15 protein-coding genes are annotated in these 16,507 nt (G+C 40.1%); 11 read left to right on the top strand and 4 right to left on the bottom strand.

Annotated elements, in window-relative coordinates; translation table 11 throughout:
• The first annotated feature begins 22 nt into the window (after positions 1 to 22).
• The 8 genes from ABD006_RS07730 to ABD006_RS07765 all read left to right on the top strand — a co-directional run bounded on the left by ABD006_RS07730 (position 23) and on the right by ABD006_RS07765 (position 8,351).
• Positions 23 to 850 (top strand): S1C family serine protease, encoded by an 828-nt coding sequence (locus ABD006_RS07730; protein WP_343839466.1) that lies wholly within the window; start codon positions 23 to 25, stop codon positions 848 to 850.
• Between the two features lie 68 nt (positions 851 to 918).
• Positions 919 to 1,659 (top strand): RNA polymerase sigma factor SigI, encoded by a 741-nt coding sequence (gene sigI, locus ABD006_RS07735; protein ID WP_343839468.1) that lies wholly within the window; start codon positions 919 to 921, stop codon positions 1,657 to 1,659.
• Entirely contained in the window at positions 1,656 to 2,807 is a 1,152-nt protein-coding gene (locus tag ABD006_RS07740) for an anti-sigma factor domain-containing protein (RefSeq protein ID WP_343839471.1), read from the top strand. Before sigI ends, ABD006_RS07740 begins: the two co-directional genes overlap by 4 nt.
• Positions 2,808 to 2,962: 155 nt before the next feature.
• On the top strand, positions 2,963 to 4,531 hold the full coding sequence (locus ABD006_RS07745; protein WP_343839473.1) for a DUF6583 family protein: 1,569 nt from the start codon (positions 2,963 to 2,965) through the stop codon (positions 4,529 to 4,531).
• 122 nt (positions 4,532 to 4,653) lie between these two features.
• Positions 4,654 to 5,808 carry an ABC transporter permease gene (locus tag ABD006_RS07750; protein ID WP_343839476.1) on the top strand — a complete coding sequence of 385 codons (1,155 nt, stop codon included), beginning with the start codon at positions 4,654 to 4,656 and terminating at the stop codon, positions 5,806 to 5,808.
• Positions 5,780 to 6,844, top strand: a complete 1,065-nt coding sequence (locus tag ABD006_RS07755) for an ABC transporter permease (protein WP_343839478.1) — start codon at positions 5,780 to 5,782, stop codon at positions 6,842 to 6,844. Before ABD006_RS07750 ends, ABD006_RS07755 begins: the two co-directional genes overlap by 29 nt.
• A 40-nt stretch (positions 6,845 to 6,884) precedes the next feature.
• Positions 6,885 to 7,607, top strand: coding sequence for an ABC transporter ATP-binding protein (locus tag ABD006_RS07760; RefSeq protein ID WP_343839480.1), 723 nt, complete (start codon positions 6,885 to 6,887; stop codon positions 7,605 to 7,607).
• Between the two features lie 24 nt (positions 7,608 to 7,631).
• Complete coding sequence (locus ABD006_RS07765) at positions 7,632 to 8,351, top strand: SDR family oxidoreductase (protein WP_343839482.1); 720 nt, start codon at positions 7,632 to 7,634, stop codon at positions 8,349 to 8,351.
• Positions 8,352 to 8,411: 60 nt separating this feature from the next.
• On the opposite strand, the gene ABD006_RS07770 is transcribed toward ABD006_RS07765, so the two are convergent.
• A complete protein-coding gene (locus tag ABD006_RS07770; protein WP_044161153.1) occupies positions 8,412 to 8,645 on the bottom strand; it encodes a YhdB family protein in 234 nt (77 codons plus the stop codon).
• Between the two features lie 176 nt (positions 8,646 to 8,821).
• On the opposite strand from ABD006_RS07770, the gene ABD006_RS07775 reads away from it, so the two are divergent.
• A complete protein-coding gene (locus ABD006_RS07775) occupies positions 8,822 to 9,508 on the top strand; it encodes a YhcN/YlaJ family sporulation lipoprotein (RefSeq protein ID WP_343839487.1) in 687 nt (228 codons plus the stop codon).
• 129 nt (positions 9,509 to 9,637) lie between these two features.
• Positions 9,638 to 11,056: a SpoVR family protein gene (locus ABD006_RS07780; protein WP_343839490.1), complete on the top strand. Its 1,419-nt coding sequence runs from the start codon at positions 9,638 to 9,640 to the stop codon at positions 11,054 to 11,056.
• A gap of 178 nt (positions 11,057 to 11,234) precedes the next feature.
• On the opposite strand, the gene ABD006_RS07785 is transcribed toward ABD006_RS07780, so the two are convergent.
• On the bottom strand, positions 11,235 to 12,821 hold the full coding sequence (locus ABD006_RS07785; RefSeq protein WP_343839492.1) for a BCCT family transporter: 1,587 nt from the start codon (positions 12,819 to 12,821) through the stop codon (positions 11,235 to 11,237).
• A gap of 433 nt (positions 12,822 to 13,254) precedes the next feature.
• On the opposite strand from ABD006_RS07785, the gene ABD006_RS07790 reads away from it, so the two are divergent.
• The gene (locus tag ABD006_RS07790) at positions 13,255 to 14,439 is read left to right on the top strand and encodes a D-alanyl-D-alanine carboxypeptidase family protein (protein WP_343839494.1); all 1,185 of its coding nucleotides are present in this window, start codon (positions 13,255 to 13,257) and stop codon (positions 14,437 to 14,439) included.
• Positions 14,440 to 14,551: 112 nt separating this feature from the next.
• On the opposite strand, the gene ABD006_RS07795 is transcribed toward ABD006_RS07790, so the two are convergent.
• Entirely contained in the window at positions 14,552 to 14,971 is a 420-nt protein-coding gene (locus tag ABD006_RS07795) for a universal stress protein (protein ID WP_343839496.1), read from the bottom strand.
• Between the two features lie 15 nt (positions 14,972 to 14,986).
• A complete protein-coding gene (locus ABD006_RS07800) occupies positions 14,987 to 16,441 on the bottom strand; it encodes a SulP family inorganic anion transporter (protein ID WP_343839498.1) in 1,455 nt (484 codons plus the stop codon).
• Positions 16,442 to 16,507 lie beyond the last annotated feature (66 nt).

Consider the following 16,507-nt stretch of genomic DNA (forward strand, 5'->3'; position numbering starts at 1 on the left):
TGTCATGCAAAGGGGCATTCGCATGGATGATGAGAAACAGAAGCCTGAGACGTTAGATGAGAAGGATTTATACGAAGAGCTTGAACCTGAAGAGGTTTATGAGATTTTACAGGAAGAACGCAAAAAAGCCTATCAAAGGGAAAAGCAGGAGGAAAAGCCAAAACGTCCATTTCCGAAATGGGCGTTTTGGATCATTGCTGTTTTCATGCTGATAAGTGCTTTGCAATTTTTACCAAAGACTTTTTCCTTATCCATTATTGACTTTCTTCAGACATCTGCTAAATTATCTACAATGGATGAAATAGATACGTACCAGGAATCCGTGGTTGTTGTAGAAACCGGAGAAAGCAAAGGTACAGGATTCTCTGTTTCACCAGACGGCTACATCTTAACCAATCATCATGTCATTGATGAAGGCCCTCACTTAAATGTTGGATTTCCCAATGCAGGAGTATTTGAGGCGGATATTGTAAAAGCCTATCCTGAAATTGATCTGGCCCTATTAAAAGTGGATGGGGAAAACCTCCCTTATTTGGAGTTAGCGCCATCCGCATCATGGAAAGCCCAGGATCATATTTATTTTATAGGAAACCCTCTTAATTTTAATGGGATTGCGAATGAAGGAAAGATACTTGGACGAACGTCATCATCCAGTATTGAGGGTGATGCTATAATGCTGCAGGCCCCTGTATACAATGGGAATAGCGGAAGTCCTGTCATTTCAATGGACGGGAAGGTGATTGGAGTCGTTTATGCAACTACAAATAATACCAATTATGGTAAAGTAGGACTGGCGATACCGATCGAAAAGTTTTATCAGCAGAAAGAAGCACAATACTTTCTTAAATAAATAAAAGATTACGGTCATTTAGTAACGGTGTTTATCGAATATTTTATTAGGTCTGGAGGTGATAAAGGTTGATCGAACGCGTATTCAACAGGAAAAGAAACATCTCCTTGGAAGACCAGGTACTATCTGCTCAAAAAGGAGATGAACAAACACGAAATGACCTTCTTAAAAAGTATCAACCTTTTATCGCCAAGACGGTTTCCCAAGTTTGTAAAAAATATATCGACCCTAAGTCAGATGATGAGTTCAGCATCGGTCTAATTGCCTTTGATCAGGCCATACAGACCTACTCCACTGACAAAGGAAGTTCCTTTCTCTCCTTTGCCAAGGTTGTTGTGAAAAGAAAGGTAATTGACTATTTACGCAGTGAACAACGAAAGCAGACGGATTTGTCCATTGATCAGGACTATGAAGATGAAGAACAAATGGAAAATCAACTGGAAGTTCAGGTTGCCACGAATGAATACATTCAGCAATCAGAAGCATGGCAAAGACGTGAAGAAATTTTGGAATTCCAGAATCAGTTAAGGGAGTATAAGATTTCGTTTGATGAATTAACCAACCACTCACCCAAACATGCAGATGCCCGACAGTCAGCGATTGAAGTTGCTAAGATTATTTTTTCTGAAGAACCTTTAAGGAACTATGTTTTTGAAAAGAAACGGTTACCGATGAAGGATCTGGTCGATTATGTTGAAGTAAGTCGAAAAACCCTTGAGCGAAACCGGAAGTATATTCTGGCTATGTTTATCATCCTGTCCGGTGATTACATTTACTTAAAAGATTATTTAAAGGGGGTGGATCTATGAAAAAGGGCCTGATTGTACAAAGAAAACGCAGACATGTCATTGTAATGGGGGCTGATGGCAGCTTTCATAAAACACGTACTAAGGAACATTATGAAATTGGAGAAGAAATTGAGTTTAACGATCGCTCTATTCCTTTTTTGGATTCGATCCAAGCACTCGTTAACATCCGTCGTGTGTCGGCGGCAGCTATCATTTTATTGCTAATTTTTGTGCCTGTCATGATGATGAATCAGCCCCAGGAAGCCTATGCCTATGTTAATGTAGATATTAACCCGAGCATTGAGCTGTCCGTTAATGAAGATCTTGAAGTAACGGATTTGACCCCAATTAATCAGGAAGCCAGGCAGGTTTTGGATCAGTTAAAGGGTTGGAAAGGTCAGTCTGTAGAATTGGTTACTCACATGATTATTAACCAGACTCGGACAATGGGATATCTGAGTACTAATCACGATATCTTTATTGGAATCAGTTATCTGAAAGACCATAAAAAGGAAAATCGGGATATCTCTGCAATGATTCGTTCCTATGTCAGTGATCAAAAGGACGATGAGGTAACATTAAATACATTTGAGGTTCCGGAGCAGATCCATCAGAAAGCTCAGAAAGAAGAGGTATCGATGAATGAACTCTATGCACAGGAAATTGCCAAAAAGCAGAGTGAAACCTCGAACACATCAGACAGTGAAAATGAGCAAAGCGATCCAATGGAATCAGCAAATACCAGTGATCATGAAGAAAATAAGAGAGACGATCAGCAGAATAACCGAGAATCTCAAAGCAATAAAGTCCATCAAAAATTAATTGAAAGGTTTATTGAGGAAAAAGACTTCATTCCTCCTGGTCTTAAGAAGAAGATGGACGACGAATCCACGGATAAAGGAACAGATAAGGAATCAAGAGCTTCTGATTCAGAAAACCACAAGGAAAAGGATTCAGATTCCAAGCCAAAGGACCACGGGGAAATCGATTCAGAGGAAAATGAAGATTTCATACCACCAGGCCTTAGAAAAAATGATAAAAAGGTCCCACCTGGTCATCAAAAAAATCCTCCTGGTTTAGAAAAAAAAGAGGAGAAGAATCATCGTGGTCCCCCACATCAGCATAACAATGAGGAGGATCAGGAATGGACTCCCCCTGGATTAAGATAACGGAATATAGGTATAAAGTCCTATTATTTTCATCCGACATCCTTACTACATTTTAGTAGGGATGTTTTTTTATTTTTATTTTTATAATATTTATCTTCCACTAGTATTATTTGCGTTATATAATAATGGGGAATTTAAAAAAAGGGGAGTGCGAGATGGAACAAACACAATCAAGCAAAAAGAGGGTTATTCTTATTACCTCTATTGTACTCGTTGTAGTGATTGGCGCTATAGTGGCTTTTGCTTACAATAAAGTTACGCAAAACCCGCTGGTTCAGTATGCCAATGCAGAGAAGAAAACCTTTAATGAGGTGTGGGACTACTATGAAGAGTATTATGGAGATTCACAGAAATTAAGTGAACGATTACTTGAAGAAGCCTATGAGTCTTCATCTGAATTTACTGCCAGTGTCGAAGTGCCTGCTCAACTGACAATGGTTCAGCCGCAACTGGCTATGGTTCAGCAGCTGATCGATTCAGCAGCTCTATCTACGGATGTTAAGGTGAATCCGGATTCCAATGAAACCTATGCTGGTCTGGATGTTACGATGCAGGGTGAAAGTTTATTGAATGGTCATTTATATCAGAACGAAGAGAATACTTCCCTTCAGGTACCGGATTTGTATGATCAATATTTTTCCGTAAACAACAAATCATTAGGAGAGGAACTCGAAAAGCAGGGGATTCAGGACTTCCCTTATGACGAGGTACCTAACTTTACAGAAATTATGAAAAATTCGATGACACCTGAAGAAGTCAAGGAAATGGCAAAGGAATATTTGGGATTAGTCACTGATCAGCTCTCTGAAGAAAAGGTCAATGTAACGGAGAACGAAGAGTACAAGGATTCTACTTACACAAAGCTTGCGGTTCATTTCACAGAGGATGAAGTTCGTCAGATTTTAACGGATATCCTGACCAAAATGAAGGATGACGAACGCTTCAAATACCAGTTTGGTTCGACAGAGCTTCAAAAGGAAGAAGTTGACCGTCTGATAGGAGAAGTAGAGAATTTAAGTCTGCCTGATGGATTGGATTATGAAGCTTATATGTCAGGAGATACGGTGGCTTACCGTAATCTTTCCTTTAATGCTGCCGATCAGGCTGAAGTAACCATCAATATGGATACAATTGTGAAGGATAACAATGAATATGAATTTAACATTGGTGTTGAAGGTGTTCCGGATAATGGAGAAGGAGAATTCCTCGTTCAGTATACAGAGGATGGAAAACCTGATGGGGATGCCTATAATGTACACCATGTCTTTAATATTACGGCATCTGATGCTATGCAGGATATAGATGCTTCGATTGAGGCTGATTCTGTACTCAAAGAAAATACATGGGAGAGTCAATTTCACTTAGTTGTTAATCAGCCGCAAATGACCCAGATTCCTGATATCAGCGGTCATATCAATACTAGCAGTACGAACGAAGAAAACGGTGGAAACAGCGATTTTGAATTTGGGCTTGATTTCTCTATGGAGGATCCAAATGCCGGAAACATCACAGGTGGAGTAACGATTAACGGAGAAACAGAATATTCCTTTACGGATGATTTGGAATTTCCAACCGTTGATGAAAATAATTCGGTTAATGTTGTAGAACTGTCCGATTCAGAGTGGCAGCAAATCGGTATGGAAATACAGCAAAATGCAATGGAGCATTATCAATCCCTATTAGGTGGTGGATTTGGCAGCGGAATGATGCCTGGTAATTTCTAAAAATTTGGATTAAAATTAGAATATTGAATTAGTATCTAAAGGAGCGGGTTGTATTGATCTGGACATTGTTTCGATATAAATGGAAAAGGATCATGAAGCAACCTGCTCTTTTTTTATCTATTATGTTTTTTCCTTTTTTATTTATCGGCTTCTTTTTATTTTTCATTGCTCAAACCATAGATGAAAGTACAGATAAAATTCACGTTGCTATTGTTGATGAAGATCAGACATTCGAAACGAAAACGTTAGCGAATCAGTTACAGGCGGAGGATGCTCTGTCTGAGGTGCTGCGGATGAAATCATTAGATGAGGAACAGGCCAAACAGGAACTTGCTGCCAATAAAATAACAGCTGTCATCTATATACCTGAGGGATTCACTGCTGACCTCAGAACAGGAATAAATACACCTATTCAAGTGACGACGAATAACCAGAATCTATTCTCATCCAGTATGGTCAGACTGCTTTTAAATAGTGGAGCACAATATATATCAGCGGCTCAGAGTGGTATAAATACACTGTATGATTTATATATACAGGATTTGCCGCCGGAAGAAGACCCGCAGAGTATGCTGCAGCAGATGATTGTGAACTATACACTGTTTGCGCTTAATCGCAATGACTTATTTGAAACTGAACAAGTGGAGTCAGGGGCACATATAGGATGGGAGAATCATGGTGTTATTGCTTTTTTATTAACCAGTATACTTATTTCTGCACTATTTCTTCAGATTTTTACACACAGAGAAAGTAGTCAGGGATTGGAAGACCGTATGCGAACGCTTGGATCAACTTCCTTCACTTTTATGTGGAGTCAGTATATGTATTATGCCGGGTTTCTATTTGTAAATGTGAGTATACTCAATGGTGTCGTTTTTGTTCTGACCGATCTCGACTGGCTTCTTCATGGCTTAACCCTTATCACATGGCTGATTGTCAGTCTTATTACAGCTCTTTTCCTCTGTTTCCTGGAATGGTACCTGGCCAACCAGACTACCCGGACCAATATTTTTTTATTGCTGGTTTCTGCCGGACTCCTAATAAGTGGTGTCTGGATTCCCGTTATCTATTTGCCTGACTGGATTGAGCAAATTCTTTCCATCTCACCATTTCATCATATATACCAGGCATTTGCAGGAATGATCAATTTTGGGGAAAATCCCTTTGACCACTGGGGTTATCTGCTTGCAGGGTGGCTCGTTTTTACAGTTGTACTTATGACTGGAATATGGAGAAGGGAGCAGAAAAATGGGTACATATCTTTTCCTTTTAAATAAGCTAATTCATCAGAATAAATGGCGATTCTTTTTTATTATCTGTTTTCCCTTCTTTTTATGGTTTATTGTGCTTCCCTTCGTAACAGATACACTGGATGAAAGTGATATTCCCATCGGCTGGGTGACGAAAGAGGATTCGGAAACCTTAACAACCATTGCTGAAAGAATCCAGGAACACCCCAGAATAACCATTATTCAAATGACGGAAGAGGAAGCCTATCGGGGTGTGAAGCGTAAAGATATTGAGGCAGCATTTATTCTCAGTGACAATTTTCAGGAACAGATTAAGGCTGGTAAAGTAGATGAGTTAATCACCTGGATTCGTTCAGAAGAGTCTTTTTTTGATTCTTTTGTTAAAGAAAAAGTCGCATCGGAGGTTATGCGATTCGCCTTAAGCAGCAAAGCAGCCAATGATGTGATGATGTATAAAGGATTAACAGACAAGCAGCATTGGCAAACGGCTTATCAGCATGCAGAGCAGTATTGGGAACCGGAACCCTTGTTTCAAATGAAATTCACGCCATACTCATCTGAAGAAGCTGCTTCCGGGAATGAAAGTTCTGTTCTGCCAAAAGGATATGCGGCTCTTTTTGGCTTCTGGATGTGGTATGCATGGATGATTTTTGCTGTTTTACTGCTCTCATTATATAAGTGGAAGAAACAGGGAATTTTAGCCAGACTTCGCATACACCATGGGAGTCTCGTTCCTTTTTATACGCGTTTTTATTTTCTCACTGGCGGATTTGTTCTATTTCTCTTTTTGGCGTTAAGTTATCTTTCAAGTCGGTCACTGGAGGCATACGGTTATTCCTATACAGACTTATTATTCCCTTCTGTTATAATTCTGGCTCTCATTTTGATTTTAACCATTAGTATTACATATATAGTAAGGAAACCGTCTGTATTTTTGCTGATTTGTATGTTGTTTTCCATGATGTCTTTATTCTTTTCATTTCTGACATTTGTCTCAAATGAACCAAATACCTGGAGGATTATTTTTCCTCATACATGGCTTTATCAATTAATGTCTCAATAAAGTTGCTCTGGTAACGATTATGAAAAGGTGCGGATGTAATGTGATTGAAATAGAGCAAGTGGATTATTCTATAAAGAAAGAGGTCATTCTAAAGGATGTGTCGGCAACCATCCAGCAGGGAGAATCCATTGGTGTTATAGGTCCCAATGGTGCCGGAAAATCAACCTTTTTGAAAATTATCGCCTCCATTGTAAAACCTTCCAGTGGTAAGATTTATTATCAAGTAAATGCTTATGAGGAAAAAATAAAAGAACTAAGGAAAAATATAGGGTATATTCCACAGGATATTGCTTTATTTGAAGATTTAACTGTATATGAACAAATTACATTTTGGCAAAAGGCTGCGAGGCAAAAGGTTTCGCGAAACAATGTGAGCCAGGTGGTGGAGGCTCTTCACTTGAATGAAGTAAAGGATCAAAAAATAAAAGCATTATCCGGTGGATGGAAGCGAAAGATAAATGTAGGAATTGGGCTCCTGCACCAACCTGAATTTATCTTATTGGATGAACCAACGGCAGGTGTCGATCTTGCTGCAAAGGACGATTTGATTCAGTGGCTAAAGCTGTTACATAATGAAAGGAAAACCTTGTTAATCATTAGCCATGACTGGGATGTTTTAAATCGTCTGTGTGATAAGTTGATGATTTTTCAGCAGGGACGATTGTTATTTTTTGATGAAGTTTCAAGACTGAATGAATTTGAACAGCAGGCTATAAGGAATGGATCCTCTGAAGAATTGAGGAAAATATTAAGGCTAAGATAGTTGAGACAATAGGAGTGTTTGAACATGGAAGGACAAGTGGCTATTGTTACTGGTGCATCCAGAGGAATTGGAAAGGAAATCGCAAGGCAACTCGCTGAACGGGGAGTTAAACTGTCTATTTTGGGCAGTTCAGAACAAATTCATAAAACCCGAAAAGAGTTAACCGATCAGGAGCTGGAAAATATTCTCTCTTTTAAGGCAGATGTTGCAAAAGAATATGAAGTTGAACACGTAGTTGAAGCAACGAAAAACGCTTATGGAAGAGTCGATATGTTAGTCAACAATGCGGGAGTAGGACTGTTTAAACAAGTCGAGGATGTAACCCTTGAAGAGTGGAAAAAGACCTTTGAAGTTAATGTGCAGGGTGTGTTTCTGTGCACAAAAGCAGTACTTCCTTCTATGAAAAGACAGCATTCAGGAACGATTATCACAGTTTCATCAGATGTTGCAAGATATACAATTCCAAACGGCTCACTCTATACGGCCACAAAATATGCCGTTCAGGGCTTCATGGGTTCTATTTCCCAGGAAGTACGGGAGCACAGGATTCGTGTGGGAACCGTGAATCCCGGAATGGTGGATACATATTTTGCCGATAGCAGACAGGGTGACCCATCCAAAGAAGACTGGCTCAAAGTTCAGGATATTGCTCAGGCGGTTCTTTACATGGCCGAGGCACCCGACCATATGATGATTGATGAATTGCACCTTCATCCATTTGCGCAGGATTATCCACGTTCGTAATTTTAGAGCAGGTGTCTGAAGTGAAAAATGTAAAATAAAGAGAGGGGATATCCCCTCTCTTTATACATAATAAACAGGTGTATCCTGTGTGATGGCGTGTTCTAAATAATGAATCAGATTCTGATGGGAGCCAACAATCGTTGTTTCATCATACCCATAATGATAGGCATGTAAGAACGTTTCAATTTTTTTCGATAAAAAGTCGTCATCGGTTCTTACCATTAAGACGAGCAGGTCATCCCATTGCCCCCACAAAGTAAAATACATCGCTTTATCGTAATCGACCATATTCATCACAAATTCCCCCCGTAAAAAAGGGTTCGGTTTTAGTGTGACACAATAACCACCTTCACTTACATGGCCTTTTTTGGATATAGAACCAATTATGGTTTTGGAAAATCCTGAATCACATAAACTCCGGAAGTGCACAAATAATAAGTTTGTACCATCCAAAAAAGGAGGCCATTCCATTGAATAAAATAAAGTTAATGGGAGCAACTTTGCTGACAGCTGTAACCATTACCGGATGTCAGGGTGGCGATGAAACCGGTCTTGGCAATAATGGAGATAATGGACTTCAGCCAGTAAGATATAACAACACAACAGATATCGCTCCTAACCGAGAGCGTATCAATATGGATGGTCGTGATTTAGGTCCCCAATACAACAATGATAATAATGAGAACATTGATAACGGAAATCAGGACAATATTAATGGTCAGTTTAATAATAACGACAATAACGACACAGCCCGTAATATGAATAACACTAATGATAATAACAATGGCAACAACAATAATACAAACGATCATGACCAATTCGATGTAGCGGACCGGGCAGCAGACAGAATTACTGATGAAATTCAGGAAGTGGACCAGGCATACGTTTTTGCCGGTAATGAAAATGCTTATGTAGCGGTAGCCTTAGAAGGAAACCAGAACGAACAGGTTTCTGATCAGCTGAAACGCCGCGTATCCAAGGTTGTAAAAGCAACAGATGAGGATATTAACGATGTATTTGTTTCCGCAAACCCTGAATTCTTTAACCAGGCAGGAGATTATGCTGACCAGATCGAAAATGGGGACCCAATTGAAGGACTATTTAAAGAAATGGGAGATATGTTCCAACGTATTTTCCCAACAGATAATGATCAATAATGATAAAGCGAAGGGCTATACGCCCTTCGCTTTTTCTTACCCAAATTTCGCCAATTTCATAAAAAACTTCGAAAGCTAAGACTCCCTTCTTCATATACTGTAGCAATCATCGATTAAGGGAGAGGTTTCATGTTGAAGACGGAATATACAAGTTTAGAGAGGGCAATCGATGAAATTACAGAGATAGCGGAAGGGTTTGGCCTGGATTTTTATCCGATGCGGTATGAAATTTGTCCAACAGATATTATTTATACGTTTGGTGCTTACGGTATGCCCACGCGTTTCTCACATTGGAGCTTTGGAAAACAGTTCCATAAAATGAAGCTGCAGGAGGAACTGGGCTTAAGCAAAATTTATGAATTAGTCATTAATTCCAATCCATGCTATGCATTTTTATTAAATTCGAATAGTTTAATTCAAAACAAGCTGATTGTTGCTCATGTTTTAGGGCATAGTGATTTTTTTAAAAATAACTTACGGTACCAAAATACTGGGGAAGATATGGTGGAAAGTATGGCGGCAACTGCTGATCGTATACAGGCGTATGAAAAGCAATATGGGAAGAAGGATGTGGAAGCTTTTTTGGATGCGGTATTAGCGATTAATGAGCATATTGACCCGTCCTTACTTAGATCAGAAGGTGAAACAGACGAATCTCCGGAGCATGTTTTCCAGCCTAGACAAAGAATAGAAAATGACTATGATGATTTGTTTGGGATTGATCCCAATGAAGAGTCTTTTAAAGAAGAAGCAGAAAGTCGTTATAAGAAAATCCCGGAGAAACCGGAAAAGGACCTGCTATTATTTATTGAAGGTCACAGCAGGGAGCTTGACGATTGGCAGCGTGATATTCTAACCATGATGCGTGAAGAAATGAAATATTTCTGGCCCCAGCTGGAAACGAAAATCATGAACGAAGGCTGGGCTTCCTACTGGCACTCCCGAATTTTACGTGAATTAGATTTGTCCAGTGATGAAACCGTTGAATTTGCCAAACTTCATTCAGGGGTTACGGCACCCTCTAGTACATCTATAAATCCTTATCGCTTAGGGATCAAAATATTCGAGGATATTGAACAGAGATATAATCATCCAACCGAAGAAATGAAACATCGGGGCGTTAAGCCAGGTTCAGGCCGGGATAAACTATTTGAAGTCCGGGAGATTGAGTCGGATATTTCCTTTATTCGTAACTATTTAACAAAAGAAATTGTGGAAGAGGAGGATTTATACCTTTTCCAAAAGCAAGGAAGAGAGTATAAAGTCGTGGATAAGGACTGGACAGAGGTCAGGGATCAGCTGATTGCTATGCGGGTAAACGGAGGCTTTCCTTATATTACCGTAGAAGATGGGGACTATTTACGTAATGGTGAGCTTTACCTCCTTCATCATTATGAAGGAGTCGAATTGGATCTTAATTACCTGGAAAAAACGATGCCTTATATTTATCAGCTATGGGGCCGTACCATACACATGGAAACCATCGTAGACGATCGCATCACTGTATTCAGCTGTGAAGGCGAAAAAGTCAAGAAGCGCTATATATGAAGAAAAGCGGAAGCGCCCGTTTGCCCAGTTCCAGGGCCTTCCGCTTTTCTGTGTCCAGCTGCGGCTCCCAGGCCCAAGCGGTCATAAGCAGAATACCCTGCATGGCCAAAAAGCGGCCACTCCGGATATTCTGCTTATGCCGTCGGACCTAAACAGTCGCCTCCGCTTTTCCTGGCACCTAACTTGATTTTCTCCAGTTTTCTTCCTGATCTTTTGTGGTTTTTCTGATATTTGTGATCCACGCTTTATCCTCATCCATCATTTTCTTGGCTGCATAGATTGTAAAAAACTGAACGATAATAATTGGAATTCCCATCAAGCCGGACAGAACTTCCAACGGTGGTAATCCACCAATACGCATTAATACCAGGGCAAAAATAGTAACCACGGCGGCAACGATGAGACGTAAATATTTTGATGGCTCAGACTTACTCATATTCCGCAGACCTGTGTATGATGCAATGGTATAGGTTGTTGAATCAAGGGTTGTGGTCATAAATATGATAGCCACAATCATGAATACGGTTATAGTTACGGTTGATAATGGCAAGGAGGATAAAATGGCCGGTATGGCTGCCATTGCATCCTCTGTCACAATGTCCAGCACGGCAACTTCACCGGTTAAATACCGATGTACACCCAGTCCGCCCAGTACACCAGTAGCGACCCAGGAAATAAGCATAGGTGCAAAGAAATATGTCAAAATCATCTCTTTAATCGTTCGGCCCCGGGAAATTTTTGCGGCAAACACACTGTGCAGCATCGCCCATGTAGCACTGTATGCAAACCAGAATACGACATTACTTTCAATATACGTCGTTCCTTCTAAATCCAATGCATTTGTGTAGAAGGACAAGTCTATATAATGAGAGAGTAAAAACCCGACACTTTCCGTGAAATAATTCAGGATAAAAACTCCCGGACCTATCATCATAATAAACAGGGCAAGCGCACCCGCAAGATAGATATTTAATGTACTTAACCGTTTAATTCCTTTTTCAATTCCCAGATAAGCACTTAAGGAAAACAAGACGACCCATACAATGGTTACCGTTAATGTAAGGCCGTATGACTGTTCAATATTCAATAATGCAGCTAAATTGTATGTGATAATCGGGGCCCCAAGCCCAAGGGTTACAGCAGCTCCGGCCAAAATACTTACGAGAAAGATGATATCCAGAATTTTTCCGCCAAGCCCATCGGTAAACTTATCTCCAAAAATACTCCGGCAGGCCTCTGAAATCCTCATTAACGGTTTTTTTCTTACGTGAATGATGTATCCAATTGCAGGTGCTGCCATTACGAAAATCGCAAATACCTGTATGCTCCACATGAACATACTGTAAGCATTTCCCCACAATAAGGCTTCTGAAGAACGAGGATCAACACCACTCGGTGGATCGATTGCAACCTGTGTCCATTCAATCATTCCGGTACGCATAATCGTCGAACCAAGCCCCATAGCAATCAGAATTGAGGCATATTCAAATAAAGAAAAACGGGGCTTTTCCATCGGATCTCCTAGCACTACATTTCCATACTTGGAAAAAGCAAAATAGAAACCAGCAGCGGCCAGGATGATGGCATACCAGATGTAGCCCGATTTAAACACACGGACAACCTGATCAAAAATCTGATTTAATAGTTTAAGAGATTCGTCTTCATATAAAGCAAAGGGAATAGAAATCAAAACCATAATAACGATTGATGGAATAAAAATTCGATGATCAATGAGCTTAAGGTTTTTGGTCTTTTTATTTTCCATATCCATACCCCCATTACTGTGTTGAATGATTATACAAACAAACTCGTATGGGCGTACATATAAAAAATATTAGACAGACGAATCTCTCATTAAAGAGAGGGAAAAATTCACTTATTTTCCTTAGGGCCGTTTGGGGTAGCTTCCTAATTTGACTAACAGCACCACCCCTCATATAAATATGCACGCCCATCATACAAGTCAAAATTTTCCCGCAATTGATATTTTAACATATATTTAAAAAGAACTGCCTGTAATCTGCAGTTAAAGCCACCACAGATGATTCTGGAAATACATACCAATTATGTGAGGTGCTTTCATTACGTTACACATGTTTACATTCTGCTAACATTTCAATTACTTATGGTGAAGCGTCCTGTTTTACTGGTATAATGATTTTTGTCACTGTTTAAATTACGCTAAAGTAGGTGTTCCTATGGCAAAAATCATCGTATTCATCACCACCTTTGTGACCATGAATACCCTTTTTCTTTTACCTGTTTTTGCTCAGACGAGTCCTTCTGCTCCAGTTGTCTCCAGTCAGTCAGCAGTTATGATTGACGCTGATAATGGAAGCATTCTGTATGAAAAAAATAGTACGACTCCTATGTATCCGGCAAGCCTGACCAAAATTGCAACAGCTATTTATGCGATAGAAAACGGGGACCTGGAAGACAGGGTAACCGTTAGTGAAAATGCCGTTGATATAGAAGGAACGACCGTTTTTCTGGAAGCAGGGGAGCAGTTGACTTTAAAAAAGCTGATTCAGGGACTCTTAATTAATTCCGGAAATGATGCGGGCATTGCCATTGCCGAGCATTTAAGCGGAAGCGTTGATCAATTCGCAGAGGATATGAACAACTATCTGAAAAATAAAATAGGAGTGGAACAGACCCACTTTAAGAATCCTCATGGACTCTTTCACCCTGATCACACGACAACAGCTAAGGATCTCTCCATGATAACAAAGTATGCCTTGAAAAATCGTGAGTTTCGTGACATTTTTGGAACCGTAGAAATGGAATGGCATGGAAAGTCATGGGACACGACGCTTATTTCCCATCACAAAATGCTTAAAGGGGAAATTCCTTTTGAGGGTGTGGCTGGCGGAAAGACAGGCTATGTTGATCAGTCCGGACATACGCTGGCTACGCTAGCCAAACGGGAACATCTTAATCTGATTGTCATTACAATGCAAAGTCAATATAAACGAGATGCCTATCAGGATACCGCCAGTCTATTAAACTATGGCTTTGATCATTTTGAAACTTCCTCAATTAAAGGTCGTTCCAAGGTTGAGTTCAAAAACAAGGAGTTTATCATTCCGGAAAACCTTACCTATACACACCTGAAGAATCAGGACAAGGTTACGAAACAAATGACAAAACAAGGAAAGCTCGAACTTTATAATCAAAACGGAGAACGAATGAATTCCTATCAGTTAGTGGAGGCAGGTTCAGATCACGGTGATAAAAAGAAAGAGCCTGTAAAAAAAGAGGAAACATCAAAATCTGGCATATACGTCACCAGTTTAATGGCTGGGGTAATCATTGCTGGGTTTATCGGTTTCGTGTATCGTAAAAAACAAATCCAAAAAAAATCATATAAATCATTTATGTAAGAAGATGAACAGGGAAGAGCCATGGTTTTTAGGCTCTTCCCTGTTGAATTCCTGTAAGGAGTTTTATCACGCATGAACTGACCGTAAATACCCCACTGATGGAAGTTTCGCTTTATTTTACAATTAATACCGGACAATTGGCACGCTTAGCCACTTTATGACTGACACTGCCCAGCACCATTTCCTGAAATGCATTCAGTCCGCGGCTGCCTACAATCACGACATCAAATTCATTTTCATTCGCATAGTCAACAATTACCGGTCCAGGTTCACCGTATAGGACTGTTGTTTTATAGGAAATTCCTGCTTCCTGTAAATCTTGTTCAATACCTGTTACTTTATCCTCCTGAACGTTTGTAACCCCAACTTTATTCCAATTGTGAAGGGTATCCGACTTGACCTGATGACTTTCTTTTACGTAGACAACATCCACCAGCGAATCAGAGGAGAGCTTCGCCAAACTTATCGCGTGATTAATGGTACGCAATGCGTGTTCGGATCCGTCTGTGGCTAATAGTATTTTTTTGTACAAGACTTTTCATCCTTTCTAATGGGAACTCAATTTGCGGCTTAATTTCGCCCTGAGCTCAGAACTTAATTGATTTAATCCAATGACATAGACATTTATTTTTTGGTGCTCTAAGCTGGCTACAATTTTATCCAAAGCTGCGATGGCTGAATCATCCCATAACCGAGCTTTTGTTAAGTCAAAAATAGCCTCCTGTGCTCCTTCCATATCATAGTCAAACTCGTCGACCAGTTCTGAGACTGACGCAAAGAAAATTTCTCCCTGGAACGTGTAATACATACGGTTATGTTTGAGTTCCTTTGTCACCTTGACTTTCGAAATCTTCGCTACAAAGAAAATAGCACTCAATAATACACCTGTTAAGACGCCGATAGCTAAATTATGAGTCATCACAACCGTTAAGACTGTGACAATCATCACCAGATTATCGGTAAACGGTACGATTTTCAACGTTTTAATGGATCCCCAGTCAAAGGTGCCAATGGAGACCATAATCATTACCCCTACCAGTGCAGCCACAGGAATTTGCGCCACAATATCTCCCATAAATACAATAAGAAAAATTAAGACGAGCCCGGCAGTCAGGGCTGAAAGTCTCCCTCTGCCACCTGAGCTGACATTAATCACGGACTGTCCAATCATGGCACAACCGGCCATACCGCCAAAGAATCCTGTCACAATATTGGCGATCCCCTGACCATTCGATTCTCTGTTTTTATCACTGGACGTTCCTGTATATTCATCCACAATACTTGCTGTTAACAGGGACTCCACCAGACCAACGATAGCCAGAGCAAGGGAATAAGGCAAAATAATCATCAATGTTTCCAGACTGAAAGGAACATTGGGAAAGAAAAAGGTCGGAAATGCTTTTGTGATTTCCCCCATATCTCCTACAGTGGCAACACTTAAATTTGTTGTCATTACGATGGCCGTGATGACAATGATGGCGATTAAAGGAGAAGGGACAGCCTTTGTCAGCATAGGAAATAGATAAATAATACCAAGGGCTCCCAGAACCAGGGCATACATCACCCAGGTTGCCCCTTCAAAGTGCTCTAACTGTGCAGTGAAAATTAAAATGGCCAGAGCATTTACAAACCCGACCATGACCGATCTTGGGATGAATTTCATCAGTCTGGCTAATTTAGTTAATCCAAATATAATCTGAATGATACCGGTAAGAATAGTAGCGGCCAAAAGGTAATCCAGTCCCCATTCTGCAACTAAATCCACCATAAGTAGAGCCATTGCACCAGTGGCACCGGAAATCATTCCCGGACGTCCTCCTGTAAAAGCAATAACTACAGCGATCATGAAGGAGGCGTATAAACCAACCATCGGATCAACCCCCGCAATAATAGCAAAGGCAATGGCTTCAGGAATCAAGGCAAGAGCAACAACAATACCGGAGATGACATCTCCTTTGATGTTGCCAAACCAGGCTTCTCGTGTTGTTAAAGTTTTTTGCATTATTGAATTTCTCCTTTAGTCATTTTCTATGTTTATTTTTGTCAATCCTGCTTTAATCATGTGAGG

It is taken from the genome of Salinibacillus aidingensis (assembly GCF_039522525.1).
Classification (GTDB): domain Bacteria; phylum Bacillota; class Bacilli; order Bacillales; family Alkalibacillaceae; genus Salinibacillus; species Salinibacillus aidingensis.